The sequence below is a fragment of the uncultured Tenacibaculum sp. genome, from assembly GCF_947502995.1.
In the GTDB taxonomy this organism is placed as follows: Bacteria; Bacteroidota; Bacteroidia; order Flavobacteriales; family Flavobacteriaceae; genus Polaribacter.
The window spans coordinates 36037-48631 of the sequence record NZ_CANNBW010000002.1; the positions used below are offsets into that span (position 1 = coordinate 36037).

Here is a 12595-nt window from a genome sequence, read left to right on the forward strand (position 1 = left end):
TTATATAATTCTTAATTTTGATAGGACATAAACTGCTACCAAACAGATTAAAAAAAGTATCAATAACCAACCAGGTAAACGATATCTAATTTTAATCTGCTCAGACTCCCTGTTAACATCTTTGTTTTGTGTGTTTTTTAGGCTATCATTTTTTTTAACCAGGGAATTTTCAGTTCCCGCAATTTCACTGGTGATATCGAAGCCTTTAGTACTTGTGTTATATTTTATTTTGTAGCTGTTTTCTCCACTTTTTTTGTACGTTGAAAAGTTTGAAAAACGTTTATGTATTACACTATCTATTTTCACATTTCCAGTTTCAATTGGAATAAACACAAAGTCATGAATTGGCTTTGTGATTGTTTTGATATCAATAGAATTACTTTTAGAGATTAACGTATCTTTTTCAATTTGAGAAGTCTTTACAAGCTTATGCTTACTTGAAGCACAAGCCGTAAAAACTAAAATAACAAGGGTAGAAAAAATGAAATTTTTAATTGTTCTCAATAGATCCAAATTTTTGTTCGTATTGTTCGAGTGTTTCTTCTTGTGTTTTGATAATCGAAAGCAATTTTATGTTTTGTGTTTCGACTTTTTTTAAGTTGCTTTCTAATAAGATATATCTAGATTCATAATCTTTTTTAAGATTTTCCAACATATCTGTTTTTAAAGCAAATTCAAGTTCGTAGGTTTCAAGCTTTTTTTTGTAGGCTAAAAATTCAGCTTCTTTTGTGTTAATTCTCCTGGTGTTACGTCCGATTATAAACATAACAATAGCACCAACTGTATTAGCTAGTGCCTGCCAATGCTCTAATAAAAATTTAAGCATTTGTTACTTTTTTATTATCGTCAGCACTCAAATAGATTACTCCAAATGTTGCAGCTAAAGCAAAAAGTGCTAAAACTCCATTTTTAGACTTCTTTTTTGATCCGATAATTACTTCGTCTAAATTTTCATTTGATTCGTTTAGAACTACTTTATCTGTTAGATCTTTAGCAACTACGATTATTTCTCCAAATCCTACATGACTAATTTTTAATTTGTCTGTGGGTTTTGCTTGTATAATAAACTGTCCATTCGCATCTGTAACAGTTCCCTCTCCACTATCCAGGTTATAAATGTGTACCTGTGTTGAAAAAGGTGTATCTGTTGAATTGTCAATGATTAATGATCCATAATCTTTTAAAATATTGTTGATAGGATCTCCGTACTTAATAGGTGGGTGTTTAACTGGTTTCATACATCCGCATTTTTTTTCTCTTGGGCTTAAAACTGGTTTAGTTAGGTGGTTTGTTTGAGGACATGCTAGTCCGTAAATAGGATTACTCATTTCTTTTTCTTTTTTAAAAAATTAGGCCAGCACTTTCTACACGCTGTTTAACAATGTTATACACTTCTCTATCCCAATAAGAATCTAATTCAGCTTTCAGCCAATAAATTAAATCGTAGGAATCTGCAAATTTTTTATCCAGGTAATGTGTAGGCGTTCCACCACCCATTCTTTTTCTAAGTCCAAATGCGTTAAAAACAAGTTTGAAGTCGTCACCAGTTTTAATTTTTTCAAAAGCTTCTTTTATCTTTTTTTCATCTGTAGCTGGAGTGTGAAACGCTGTTTTTTGGTTAAAGGCATCTAACAATGCTTTGGCTATATTAACTGCATCATTGCTAGTAATAGTTGTATTAGAGGAGGAGGGATTTATAACTGGTTTAATAAAGTCTACTTCGTCTGAAGCAAAAACTTCTCCTACAGAGTTAAACCCCTTTTGAATTTTTCTAATAGCCATATAACCAAGAATAATTCCGCCAACAACAAAAAATGCTGTTTTGTTTTCAACAATGAAATTACCAGCTGCGTTAGCTTTAACTACCGCTTTTTTTACATTTTCTTTCTTAACAATTCCCCCAATTTTCGGTATTTTTTTCTTTTTCATAGCAATATTTTATTTGTTGAGGAAACCTTTAACAACTCCGTGCTTGATAGGACATGTAAAGTATTTTAAAGCATTTTTGTTTTCCGATAGCTCAGCCATTCTAATCAATGCTTTTTCAGGTAGTTTACTTAATTTTTCTAAAGCTTCTTGACGTGTTTTAACTTTCATTATTTTCTCTTTTATAAATTAGATCTTGAATACCTTGTATTAAATCAGGTTGCCAATTTGTAAGTATGTAATTGACAATATTTGTTTGATCTTCACTAAAGTTTTGAGATTGAATAATCTGAATAGCCATTTGTTTTGTTTCAGAAACTTGTACTTGTGGATTTCCTAAAGTTGGAGCTGGAGGAACCCCTTTTTGAGCTGCAACTACATCTACAACTTTAGGTAATAACGCACCTAATGTTTCTAATACAGAACTCCCAGCTTCACTATCAAAAAAGCCTTTTCTTTCCAGTTTATCACGTTCTCTTTCTAAATCAGATTTATCTTTGATTGTAGCTAACTTTATCTCATAAGAAGAAATTTTTTCTTTTAGTATTCTATTTTCGGATTCTGAGTTCTTTAACTTTTCTTCAGCTTGTTCTGCTCTCCTTTTATAATCTTCACTTCTCCTGGCTTCAATCATACTATTGAATACTTCAGGGTTACCCATTAAAACACCTAAAGAACTGTTTTGATTATTAGGATAATTAATTGGAAATTGAGATTGATTGTTATTTTGAGCTATTGAATTTTGCTGAGTTTCCATTACTTTTTCTTCTGTTAAATCCTTTGTTATTTCTTCTATTGTGTGATAAGAGATCCTTTCGTTCTTTTTATAGCATTTTACTAAAGTGAATTTCACCTGTTTACTAAATCCTTTGTTCGGTAACTCATTTAAAAGATTATCAACACCTCCAAACTTTTCAATAATATCAGGTAGATTAAAAGCAAACTTGTTAGCTGAAGCTTTACCCTTTGATAATTTATTTTTAAAGCTCTGAACTCGAATAGCATTATTACTATCGGCTAATAAATGGTCTGATAATTTTTTTAATAAGTCGTTATTCATTGCAATACAGGTATCTTACAGTGGCTATTTTCTTTGATGTTTTATTAGATAGATTTGTTTTTTCTTGGAACTTAAATTTGAATAAACCATATTTTAAAGGAACTGGAGATTCTATTTTAAACTCACTCATATCTTCCCTGATATACTGTTTTGATCCATCATCTAGAAGTAGGGGAGTACTTTCTCTTGGAACAAAAATTTCAAGTTTGTAAATACCTTTACATTCGTTTAATTTTTGGATATCAATGGCAAAGTCATTTTCGTAAGTTTCTGATAAAAAAGCTGCTTCCTCCATAGATTTATAATTTACATTCGCAATCGTCTTGTTCTATTAAAAACACAAATTCACCGCAAATAGGAACTCTACCAATTGTTTCCCATTCAATTCGAATAACAGCATCAGAAGTGTTGTCCATATGAATGTTTTTAAATCCATCTGTATGCCCTCCTGACTTATGACGGAAGTCGCTAATATCTGTTGGTTCAGTAACTTTTCTTTTTTTAGAGTCTAAAATGGAAATATCTGTTTGAGACCAAGTGTAAGGCAATTCTAATCTTGGAGCTACAATGCCACCTCCTGGATTAGGTATTACTATTTCTTGTAATTGATATGGATTGTAAGTTACACCTACAACTTTTCCCGCTGGTAAGGTTGTTATAACATGACCTCTTAGAAAGTTTGTTATTCCAGCGGTTGGATTTTGAGGGTCAATTGAAATATTATCAGGTTCTAATAACTCACTATTGACTTTTACTCTATGATAAACTGGTAACATAATTTTTTTATTAAAAGCCTTACGTTTATAGTTCGTAAGGCTTTAGTTTTACTTTTTCTTTTTTATGATTATCTCTTTTGATAACTCTCAAAACCTCTGAAAATAACAGAGACATAGAATGCTTTATCTGCATCTAAAGTTGGAGTTTCTACTTCATCGGGAAATTCTAATTCTACTTCAACTTTTGATCCTGGAGCAATCAGTGATAAAGCAATATCTCTATATCCGCTAAAATCCTTTTTACCATTTTCAATTGATGACAATGGCATTCTAACTAAAATTTCATCTTTTTGCTTCACTAATACATTAGCAAATTGAAAAGGTATTTTTTGCTCTTTTGAGATTTCTGTTAAGTAATCTACATTGTAAGGTTTAACACCTTTTTTCCCTATACCAATGTTTACTGCGATACCATTAATTACAAAAGCTCTTCCGTCTTCTAGCTTATTTCCATCGAAATTAGTTACACCTGTTTCGTTATCAGTAGAACCAATAAGTAATGGCTTTTTTCCTCCAGCTACAGTAATTTCACGGTTCACATATAATTCAGACGGCATTGGCTTGATAACATCATCAGCATTGAAAATTTGCTTGTTATTATTTGCTGCTTGAAAAAATGATAAAGCTTTTAAAAAATCTTCTGAGTTTGAATAATAATTTAATTGTTGCATTTTCTTTTTTTATTAATTTTTATTGATTTTTATTTAATTATTTAAATGATTACATCACAAATTGTGCGTCTGTTTGATATGTGTAATCTGTTTTTGGTAAGTCTACATATCCCATTCTCCATTGTACAGGATTATCATAAGAACCAACAGGATTTCCTAAAGCTGTTGTAGCTAAAGCATTATCTTGAACTTTGTCACCAATTGCATCTTTAATCCAGTAACCGATTTGAGTTGCAGCTGCTCCCAATGCGATATCTTGTACAAAAGCTTTCCCTGGTGTTTTACGACCTACAGCAGATGCACCAACAACAGATGTTAATACAATACCACCACGCTTTAAATGTATATTGTCAGTTGGTAGTTTGTCTGCAATAATTCTAGATCCAGCAGATCCAACGGTTAAAGCTGTTGCAGTAACTAAAGTGTCTTGAATTTCTTTCTTTTTCATGTTTAATTAACTTTTCTTTTTATTATTACTAGCTAAATAGATTACACCTCCAAGTAAGACTAAAACACCAGTACCAATACCTATATACATAAGGGTGTTATCCTTATTTTCATCAGGTTTGTTATTGTTTTGTCCTAACATTTGAATTTGCATCATTTTTAAGATCTCATTTGTCGTTTTGTTTTGTTCGGCCGACATTTCCTGAAGCTTTGATATCAGAATTGGAGAAATATTTTCTTTTTGACCTCCATCACCTTGAACGTATATATCTTTTCCGTTCTTAGCTGCTTCAATTTGTGCCCAGGTCATACCTCCTTTTAATAAATTATCTAAAAGGCCGTTAAGGTTAAAGCCATCGAAAAAACCACCTCCTTTTGAGGTTGTTGTTATTGGAGTGTTTTGGGTAGTCATCCCTAAGTTTGAGTAAGAATTATTAACACCAATTGGAGATGATTCTAATTCTAAACGTTTCATATAATTCATAGTGCAATTTTTTAAGCTTCTACTTTTTTAACTGTTTTCTTTTTACTTTTCTTTGTTCGTCTGTAATGAACTACTCCAGCAGCAATTACGGCAGTGCCAGCAATAATCAGTGGAAGATTATCTTTTACTTTACCCATTAAATCACTTTTAAGAGCTTTGTCTTTTTCAGTTTGATTTTTAGCTAATTCTTTTCTTTCATTGTCTCTTTCTGCCTTAAAAACCTCTATTGCATTTTGAACTTTTTGTATTTCACCTTTTACCTGTTCAATCTTCTTTTTGTTTATTTGGATTACTTTAGCAGTCTCAACAATTCCTTGTCCTTGTTGTTTCATCAAAGTAGATAAAGCACCTTTAACAATTCCTAAAGCTTTTTCTGCTTCTCTGAGTGAAGCTTCAGCTTTTTTTCTTCGTGAAACAGCACCGTTACACCATGCACCTAAAGCTGTCATGTCAACGCCAATTCCAGCTGCAATTGCTTTTTCTTTTTCTAATTCTCTGTTTAATTCTTTTAATTCATCGTCAAGTTTTCTTACATGGTTTTTTAAGTTTTCCCATTCTGCTGCTTGTTTACCATTCTTTAGAGCTTCAATTTGACTCTGTAAATTTTTCTCTTGTGCCCAAACGCCTTTTGCTTTTCTTGTAAAATCGTCAGCAATTCCATTTGATGGGCAAAACCCATCAAACCAACCATTTAAAGTAGTGGGTGTTAAATTGTAATACATAACTTTTATTCTTTTTCTTTTTCAGGATTAATAGCAATTAATGCAGTAGCAGCCAAGGTTAATCCAATCCCTATGACTAGCTTATTTTTTTTGCGTTTCTTGGCCAATTCATTTTGATAAACTTCTTCTTCAAAACGTTTTTCGTATTCAGCTAAAGCTATTTCATTGGCTTCGTAGTTTTTCTTAGCTCTTTCTTTTAAAAATTCAATGTATTTGGTGTCGTATTTCATCCAAACATCATTCATGTTTGATTGAATAGGTTGCTCTAAATAGTACAAAGATTCACCTCCTAAATAATACTTTTCTCTTAGTGCAATTGCTTGGTTTAGCAAAGGAGTTATTTCTTTTTGATAAGCTTTTTCTCGACCGTCTTTATAAGTGTTTTGTAGATATTTTATGTTATCTGTTAACCATTGGTTTTTATTTGCTCTAAAAGCAAATATTGGTTTAATCGAATACTCGTTTTTTTCCTCTTTAATTGTTATAAAACGATACTCAGCACTAATTGGATTTGTGTCATTTTCAACAACAAAATATAAATTACGTTGGTTTACATTTGCTTGTCCATAATGTTCCGTTATTTGAAAATGAGGATAATTGTTTTTGAAGTTGATAAAATAGATGTCAACTACTTTTTTTATTTCTTCAACATATTTTAAAGCATTAGCTAGAGTTTGTGCGATACATTCGTCTCTTTGACTATATGCTGTCTCGTTTCTTAAATGAGCAATGCCTAAATCTATCTCTTTTAGTAAGTTATTAAATATATGCTCTATTCTTACAGCATTATTAATACTTATAGCATGACCTAAGTTTTCTAATCTTTTTGTTAAAGGGTTTAGGAGATCTCTTTTTAATTTTAGTTGTACTACAGGTGCATCATAAGCAGCATCAGAACAACCGAAAAGCTCATTCATTAATCCTTGAATGAGTAAGTCAGTTATTACAGTTATTACTTTAGCAGCAGAATTAGCCAAAGCTGCTGAAACTCCACCACCTAAAGTTTGATTTTCTGCAAGTATAAAAACATCGTCTTGGGCAAATGTTTTGATTTCATGTGTAAGGTTTACTGTGCCATCTATTGTGTAGTAACCTTTACTTAGATCATTTGTTATTTGATCTACTGGTACAATAACGTAAACATGACTATAGCCCTCGCCCTTATTTTGGATAACTCGCCTTAAATAATGAGAATATCCTAAATTTGAAAGTATTGTACTAGCAAAAATGCTGTAACTTTTACAATCAATTCCTTTGGATCTAGTCGACCATGAGCATGCAGGACTGCGTAATTTTTGTTTATGACCATCTAATTTATACTGAAAATGATCGTACAGAAAAATGTGGAGTTCCTTACATAGATTATTAAGAGAATATTTTTTGAATACTTCCTGGGCGAGAAGCTTAGTATGTTCTTTGTACTTATAAGCCCAAATAGCCATATTATCTATAGCTACTTTGGTATCTCCATTAGCAATAAAAACACTACTACAATCACTTTTGGGCATTAAGTGGTCATACTCAACGCCCGATTTGATTTTTCTGTGTAATAGTGCATTTATAGCTTCAGGACTCAATTTAATATGTATTAATTAATATAATTTGAGTTACAATATTACAAGTAGATTTTTCCTTGGTTTTAGACTATTTTAAGTTGATAAGACTAATTGAAATTAATACAGAATAAAGTAGTTTAATGTAAAATAAAGTAAACTATTTTTTAAAAAAATGTTCTTGTAAGTCATTTGAAATAATGAATTTTTTAGCTTCTGATACTCTAAAAGATCTAACCAGTAGAGCTTTTTCTTTTGTCATTTTTCTATTCTTTGCTACAATTTCACTCATTTCTCTTTTCATAGAATCAAACGATCCTGGAACATAGTCAATAAAAAAATTATAGAAGTCACTCTTTTTTAAGTAAGTCTTTATTTTTTCAATGTCTAATTCTTTGTTTAAATTATTTTCGGTTAAAAAACTACTCATTTTTAAAAGGGATTATTAGGTTTTTACGAATTATTTCTAGACCAGGTTGACACTTCGTAGGTATGGGTTATTTCCCCATTAGATCCGTAATTATATGTTTTTAAAGGTAGAGGAATGTTACCAGTTGTACCATTCATTAAAATATGTGAGATTTGATCTCCTGGTAAGTAATAGTAAGTAAGAATGATTTTAACAATACGATCTGTAAACTGTATTACATACTCTTCTTTATTTATTCTTCCAGATTGATCTATTTTGATTGGACTTACTGTATTACTATGTTTTTTAGCAAATTCATACATCTGTTCATAATCTCTAATAGAATCAAACACTAAACTTAATTGGTCTGTTTGTGAGCCATCGGTGTTATCTGAATTTGAAATCCTATTACCTGAAACAATTATTTCATTGTTAATTTTATTAGTAAGTGTATCGATATTATTGTAAAGATCTCCATTTACAAAAACACCTTTAGTTAAATCTGCTTCAATAGAATTAACTTCATCTTTAGAATCCCCAGATCCATTTATCATAATTGTATTTTGTTTTCTTGGATGGCAAAACACAAATAATCTAGGCATTAACGCAACAAAATTATTTTCTAAATCTTGTATTAAAATATTGCCGTTTTCTTTCTGTGATATTTTCATTATAGTTTATTTTAAATTTTTATATTTGATAATGTCTAAAAGACGTTTTAGACACTTTTTCTTTTTCATAGCAATTTTCCCACTCAATCTTTGGGTGGGTTTTATTTTTTCTGTTTGTACTTTTGTGAAATGATCGAACTTAAATATATATGTCAAGCAAAAAGTAGAGAAGTGTTCGAGTCTGCTAAAGATTCACTTCTGAATCATCCATTTGTGAATGTTAAAGTCAATCAAGGAATGATTGATGACATCATTGAATTTGAAATTAAGCAAGTTCTTGGAGGAAAAATCAGAAATGTTATTACTAAAACAGAAAGTTTGAATCATATTTTTAATTCCGATATTCTACAGCAAAAGATTTTTTTTTATCAAAAACTTGTCATTGAGACATTTATAGCTTGGACTAAATCTTATATTCATTAATTATATTTTTTTAGTGACTTTTTGAATATTATGTTGTCTTAATAACTAATCATAGTTGTTCGGGGGAGCAAGCTATTGGTTACCTATAAAATAGCCTTAATTTGTTTAAGGCTATTTCTATTTTAACTAAATTAAACTCTTGCTGTAACTATAATTTATTTTCTTGGTTCTTTATAATTCCCTAAATCATTTAGTCCTTTAGCTATTAAGTAAGCGACTACGAATGTTAGCATAATTTATACTGTTTTTTTTGTTTTAAAAAAGGCAGAAAAGAAACTTATTTTTGAATTAGGTTCAGGCTTCTAATGGACTCTAATTCCATTTGTTCAAAATCTGAACCTAAAAATGCTTTTGAATACAATTATGATTAGTAATTGTAAAGAAAAAGAATATAACACCGTAGCAATTAAAGGCGATAATATTATTGCTCCTGTTTTATTCGGTGTTGCATTAGGTTTTTTGATTGTAAAATCATTAAACTAATTTTTCACACCTGTTATCATAGGTGTTTTTTTATGAATCTTTTCTGCCAATATGTTTAAGAACTTTATCGACTGTTTTAGTAGTGTCGATTAGCTACGATTAGTTTATAATTTAATTTAAAATCAGTGTTTTACCTGTTTGCTGATTTTGATTTTTAGTTTACTTTTAAATAACTTTCTTTCCCCCGAATCTCAGCATGAGATTAGAAAGTCTCTCGAACGCACTGAGAGACTTTTTTTATCCTGTCGTTTTTTCTTCTCGGTTCATTTAATTACTGTTTTAGTATATTTTGCTTTTTGCGTTTTTGTTTGTTATTATATTATTGATAGAAAAAGAAACCGTTATATTAGCTATAGTCATTGAGCAGTAATAAGGAGCTCAATTCCTTTTTACTTAAAACTCTTTGGTAAAAATTGTATGAAACCAGTTGTGACTTATTCGCAATGCTCAGGAGAAAAATGCCAATCATTAAGTTTAGAAGGAGGTAATGTTATCATAACTTTTCTAGCAGGATTTGCAGTTTGTCTTTTGATGGTTAAAGCCATCGATTAACCTGTATAAGGTGCTGGTTGCTATGCCAGCATCTTTTTTGATTTCTTTTCTATCAATATTTTAATGAACTTTAGTTTTGACTAACTACTCTTTTGCTTTATTTTGTTTTTGCTAATTTTGAAACTCAAACAAACAATTCACTATGAAAAAAAGTTTTAGGTCCATAATGATGCTTTTATTATTAGTTTCTTTAATCCTTGTTCTTACTCATTCTACTATATTTATCTATTTAGCTTGCTCTATAGTAATAGCATTAGGAATGACATACATAAATGAAGAAAACTAAATCTACAATTTTAATGATACAAGTGTTTTAGTTCTTTTAACTTATCATCGGAGTAATCAAAAACCTTTTTTGAACATACTACCGAGTAATTACCAAGCTTGATTTCGAAACGATTCTCACTTTCTTTGCATTTCACTTCGTAAACTTTCTTAATTTTTTTCTTTGAAATTAACTCATATAAATAAGGCTCAGAATCTTTCAATCCTTCCTTTAAATTCTCTACTTCAAACAGGAAACGTTCTTTTTTGGTCAGAAAAACTCTATCGAAGTTCAGGTCACTTAGCGAAACATTATCAACTAAATGATGATATTTCGTAGGTATCATTTTTCTTTTATCATCTTTGATAAGATACCATCTAGTTTTAATCAAGCTTAGTTCTTGTATCATGATAATTACAATTTGTCTATAATTTGATTATCTATTGTTTTCAAAGGGTATTGAATTGGAAAATCAGGATTGTCTATTAAACCAATAAAAACAACTTGTTTTCTTCTATTTTTAAATTCCATAAATCGAGAATCTTTACTTAAATCATGGTTTGAGAAATCACCGTAATAAAAAATTCTCTCTTTATATGTTTCTAGACTGTCCATTTTTGTTCTTTCAACTTCAAATACACTCCAAATGTTTTTTACTTCCATGGTCTTTAGTCAAATTCTTGTTTATCTTTATTTTTTATACTACAGGTTTAATGATAAAGGTTGATACTCTTTTCCTTCATGCATAAATTCATAAGCATAAAATATTGTGTCTGCAGTCCAACCTTTTTTTAACTCCAGTACACAAGTTTGAATTTTTGTGTAGTCAAATGTTTTTCTTGGTAAAACCGTAATTGATTTTAAACCGTATCGTTTTATACTTCTCATTCTTGGATCAGAATCAGAAATTGTAAACCAAGGCATAAGCGCAATTACTGTATCAGCCATTTGCATGCATTCCCAAAGAATCATATAGCCTGCTTGCATACCTTTACCGTGAAATTTTAATGGTGCATTATCAACTATTAACGATTTTCCAGAAAATGGTGGATTCATAACAACAGCATCAAATTTTTTCTTCTCCAGTAAAAAGTAATCTTCTGGGGCTGTTACATTGTAACCTTTCAATTCTAACTCTGTTTTTATTCTACCAAGTCCTGCAGTAGGTTCTAAAACATCAACAATATCTGAAGGCAACATGTTAACCATGTACTTTGCAACATCTGTTGGTGTTTGAAAATCGTTTTTATGTTTTAATGCACTACTCACTTAACTACTATTTGTTTTTAATTTGTTTTAAGTCAATCCCCATTAAATCATCACCCCAGCCCCAAGGCATATCATCTTGGCTTTCTATGTGATCAAATTCATCCATGTTTGAACAATTCTTCAAATCATTATAGTCTAATTGATGAGCTACAGGGCAATTATAAGCGTGACATGTTTTACTTTCATTTTCTTTACAGCCATATCCGTTATTTAGATTAGTGTCTGAGGTGAAATAACCGCATTCAGCTGTTAATTCATTAAGAGTGATGATTTTCTTCATATCGTTTTGACTACTGTTTTTACGTTTTTTAATTTACGAGTGATTAAATATTAGTAGGTCTTTTTTTAGTAAATCAGAAACTTTCATTATTTCATCAATATCCCAAGCATATTTTAAGTGAACCATGTATTCCAATGCGTTTTCAGAAATTCCTGTTTTCTTACAAAATTCTTCAATGCTGTTGTTAATTATCCAAACTGAAACTTCATGGATCAAAAAGGCTTTGATATAATTTGATTTAACCTTTTCTAAATAATCGGTTCTCATAATATCTACAGTTAAATTGTTTTATAAACTCCTTCGTTATTTAAAATTGCTGATAATGTTCTTTTACTAAGAAAAAATTCAAGTGAAAGATTTTCTAAAACTGCATCATATTTCCAATGAGGAAACTTTAAGCTTATCTGATTAAAACGTTGTTTTACTTTTCGGTTTCTTAATTGAATAAGTCTATTATTTCTAGCCATGTTTCTTTAGTTGCAGTTTTATAAACTTTATATCCAACCAGTTCAATATTGATTTAAGGAATTTGAATCTTTTTTTTCTTGAGTATACAACAGTGTATATCACTTCTAAATCTTCTACGTTTGTGGTGTTTTTCATA

At 30.2% G+C, this 12595-nt stretch carries 23 protein-coding genes; 2 read left to right on the forward strand and 21 right to left on the reverse strand.

Annotated features, from left to right (window positions below):
- From Q1A46_RS01465 to Q1A46_RS01535, 15 genes are all read right to left on the reverse strand, one after another.
- Positions 1–504, reverse strand: coding sequence for a hypothetical protein (locus tag Q1A46_RS01465; RefSeq protein ID WP_299673253.1), 504 nt, complete (start codon positions 502–504; stop codon positions 1–3).
- Positions 491–826, reverse strand: a complete 336-nt coding sequence (locus tag Q1A46_RS01470) for a hypothetical protein (RefSeq protein WP_299673255.1) — start codon at positions 824–826, stop codon at positions 491–493. The genes Q1A46_RS01465 and Q1A46_RS01470 overlap by 14 nt, the downstream gene beginning before the upstream one ends.
- Positions 819–1328 carry a carboxypeptidase-like regulatory domain-containing protein gene (locus Q1A46_RS01475; protein ID WP_299673257.1) on the reverse strand — a complete coding sequence of 170 codons (510 nt, stop codon included), beginning with the start codon at positions 1326–1328 and terminating at the stop codon, positions 819–821. The genes Q1A46_RS01470 and Q1A46_RS01475 overlap by 8 nt, the downstream gene beginning before the upstream one ends.
- Before the next feature lie 13 nt (positions 1329–1341).
- Positions 1342–1929, reverse strand: coding sequence for a hypothetical protein (locus Q1A46_RS01480; protein ID WP_299673259.1), 588 nt, complete (start codon positions 1927–1929; stop codon positions 1342–1344).
- A gap of 9 nt (positions 1930–1938) precedes the next feature.
- Positions 1939–2097, reverse strand: a complete 159-nt coding sequence (locus tag Q1A46_RS01485; protein WP_299673261.1) for a hypothetical protein — start codon at positions 2095–2097, stop codon at positions 1939–1941.
- Entirely contained in the window at positions 2087–2986 is a 900-nt protein-coding gene (locus Q1A46_RS01490) for a hypothetical protein (protein ID WP_299673263.1), read from the reverse strand. Before Q1A46_RS01490 ends, Q1A46_RS01485 begins: the two co-directional genes overlap by 11 nt.
- Entirely contained in the window at positions 2979–3281 is a 303-nt protein-coding gene (locus tag Q1A46_RS01495; protein WP_299673265.1) for a hypothetical protein, read from the reverse strand. Before Q1A46_RS01495 ends, Q1A46_RS01490 begins: the two co-directional genes overlap by 8 nt.
- 4 nt (positions 3282–3285) lie before the next feature.
- Entirely contained in the window at positions 3286–3762 is a 477-nt protein-coding gene (locus tag Q1A46_RS01500; protein ID WP_299673267.1) for a hypothetical protein, read from the reverse strand.
- Positions 3763–3830: 68 nt separating this feature from the next.
- Positions 3831–4433: a hypothetical protein gene (locus tag Q1A46_RS01505; protein WP_299673269.1), complete on the reverse strand. Its 603-nt coding sequence runs from the start codon at positions 4431–4433 to the stop codon at positions 3831–3833.
- Positions 4434–4482: 49 nt separating this feature from the next.
- Positions 4483–4881 carry a hypothetical protein gene (locus Q1A46_RS01510; protein WP_299673271.1) on the reverse strand — a complete coding sequence of 133 codons (399 nt, stop codon included), beginning with the start codon at positions 4879–4881 and terminating at the stop codon, positions 4483–4485.
- A gap of 6 nt (positions 4882–4887) precedes the next feature.
- On the reverse strand, positions 4888–5364 hold the full coding sequence (locus Q1A46_RS01515) for a hypothetical protein (protein WP_299673273.1): 477 nt from the start codon (positions 5362–5364) through the stop codon (positions 4888–4890).
- 11 nt (positions 5365–5375) lie between these two features.
- Entirely contained in the window at positions 5376–6086 is a 711-nt protein-coding gene (locus tag Q1A46_RS01520; RefSeq protein WP_299673275.1) for a hypothetical protein, read from the reverse strand.
- Positions 6087–6091: 5 nt separating this feature from the next.
- Positions 6092–7663, reverse strand: a complete 1572-nt coding sequence (locus Q1A46_RS01525) for a hypothetical protein (protein ID WP_299673277.1) — start codon at positions 7661–7663, stop codon at positions 6092–6094.
- 136 nt (positions 7664–7799) lie between these two features.
- Positions 7800–8069, reverse strand: coding sequence for a hypothetical protein (locus tag Q1A46_RS01530; RefSeq protein WP_299673279.1), 270 nt, complete (start codon positions 8067–8069; stop codon positions 7800–7802).
- Between the two features lie 23 nt (positions 8070–8092).
- A complete protein-coding gene (locus Q1A46_RS01535; protein WP_299673281.1) occupies positions 8093–8719 on the reverse strand; it encodes a hypothetical protein in 627 nt (208 codons plus the stop codon).
- A 171-nt stretch (positions 8720–8890) separates the two neighbouring features.
- Here Q1A46_RS01535 and Q1A46_RS01540 point away from each other — a divergent pair, with 171 nt between their 5' ends.
- Positions 8891–9142 (forward strand): hypothetical protein, encoded by a 252-nt coding sequence (locus Q1A46_RS01540; RefSeq protein WP_299673283.1) that lies wholly within the window; start codon positions 8891–8893, stop codon positions 9140–9142.
- 345 nt (positions 9143–9487) lie between these two features.
- Positions 9488–9625, forward strand: coding sequence for a hypothetical protein (locus tag Q1A46_RS01545; protein WP_299673285.1), 138 nt, complete (start codon positions 9488–9490; stop codon positions 9623–9625).
- An 848-nt stretch (positions 9626–10473) separates the two neighbouring features.
- On the opposite strand, the gene Q1A46_RS01550 is transcribed toward Q1A46_RS01545, so the two are convergent.
- Genes Q1A46_RS01550 through Q1A46_RS01575 form a run of 6 tightly spaced genes read right to left on the reverse strand, consistent with a single transcriptional unit; the run spans position 10474 to position 12458 of the window.
- On the reverse strand, positions 10474–10851 hold the full coding sequence (locus tag Q1A46_RS01550; protein WP_299673287.1) for a hypothetical protein: 378 nt from the start codon (positions 10849–10851) through the stop codon (positions 10474–10476).
- A 5-nt stretch (positions 10852–10856) separates the two neighbouring features.
- Complete coding sequence (locus Q1A46_RS01555) at positions 10857–11105, reverse strand: hypothetical protein (RefSeq protein ID WP_299673289.1); 249 nt, start codon at positions 11103–11105, stop codon at positions 10857–10859.
- Positions 11106–11144: 39 nt separating this feature from the next.
- Entirely contained in the window at positions 11145–11711 is a 567-nt protein-coding gene (locus Q1A46_RS01560; protein WP_299673291.1) for a hypothetical protein, read from the reverse strand.
- Between the two features lie 7 nt (positions 11712–11718).
- Positions 11719–11991 (reverse strand): hypothetical protein, encoded by a 273-nt coding sequence (locus Q1A46_RS01565; RefSeq protein WP_299673292.1) that lies wholly within the window; start codon positions 11989–11991, stop codon positions 11719–11721.
- Positions 11992–12024: 33 nt separating this feature from the next.
- On the reverse strand, positions 12025–12258 hold the full coding sequence (locus tag Q1A46_RS01570) for a hypothetical protein (RefSeq protein WP_299673294.1): 234 nt from the start codon (positions 12256–12258) through the stop codon (positions 12025–12027).
- An 11-nt stretch (positions 12259–12269) separates the two neighbouring features.
- Positions 12270–12458, reverse strand: a complete 189-nt coding sequence (locus tag Q1A46_RS01575) for a hypothetical protein (protein ID WP_299673296.1) — start codon at positions 12456–12458, stop codon at positions 12270–12272.
- Positions 12459–12595 lie beyond the last annotated feature (137 nt).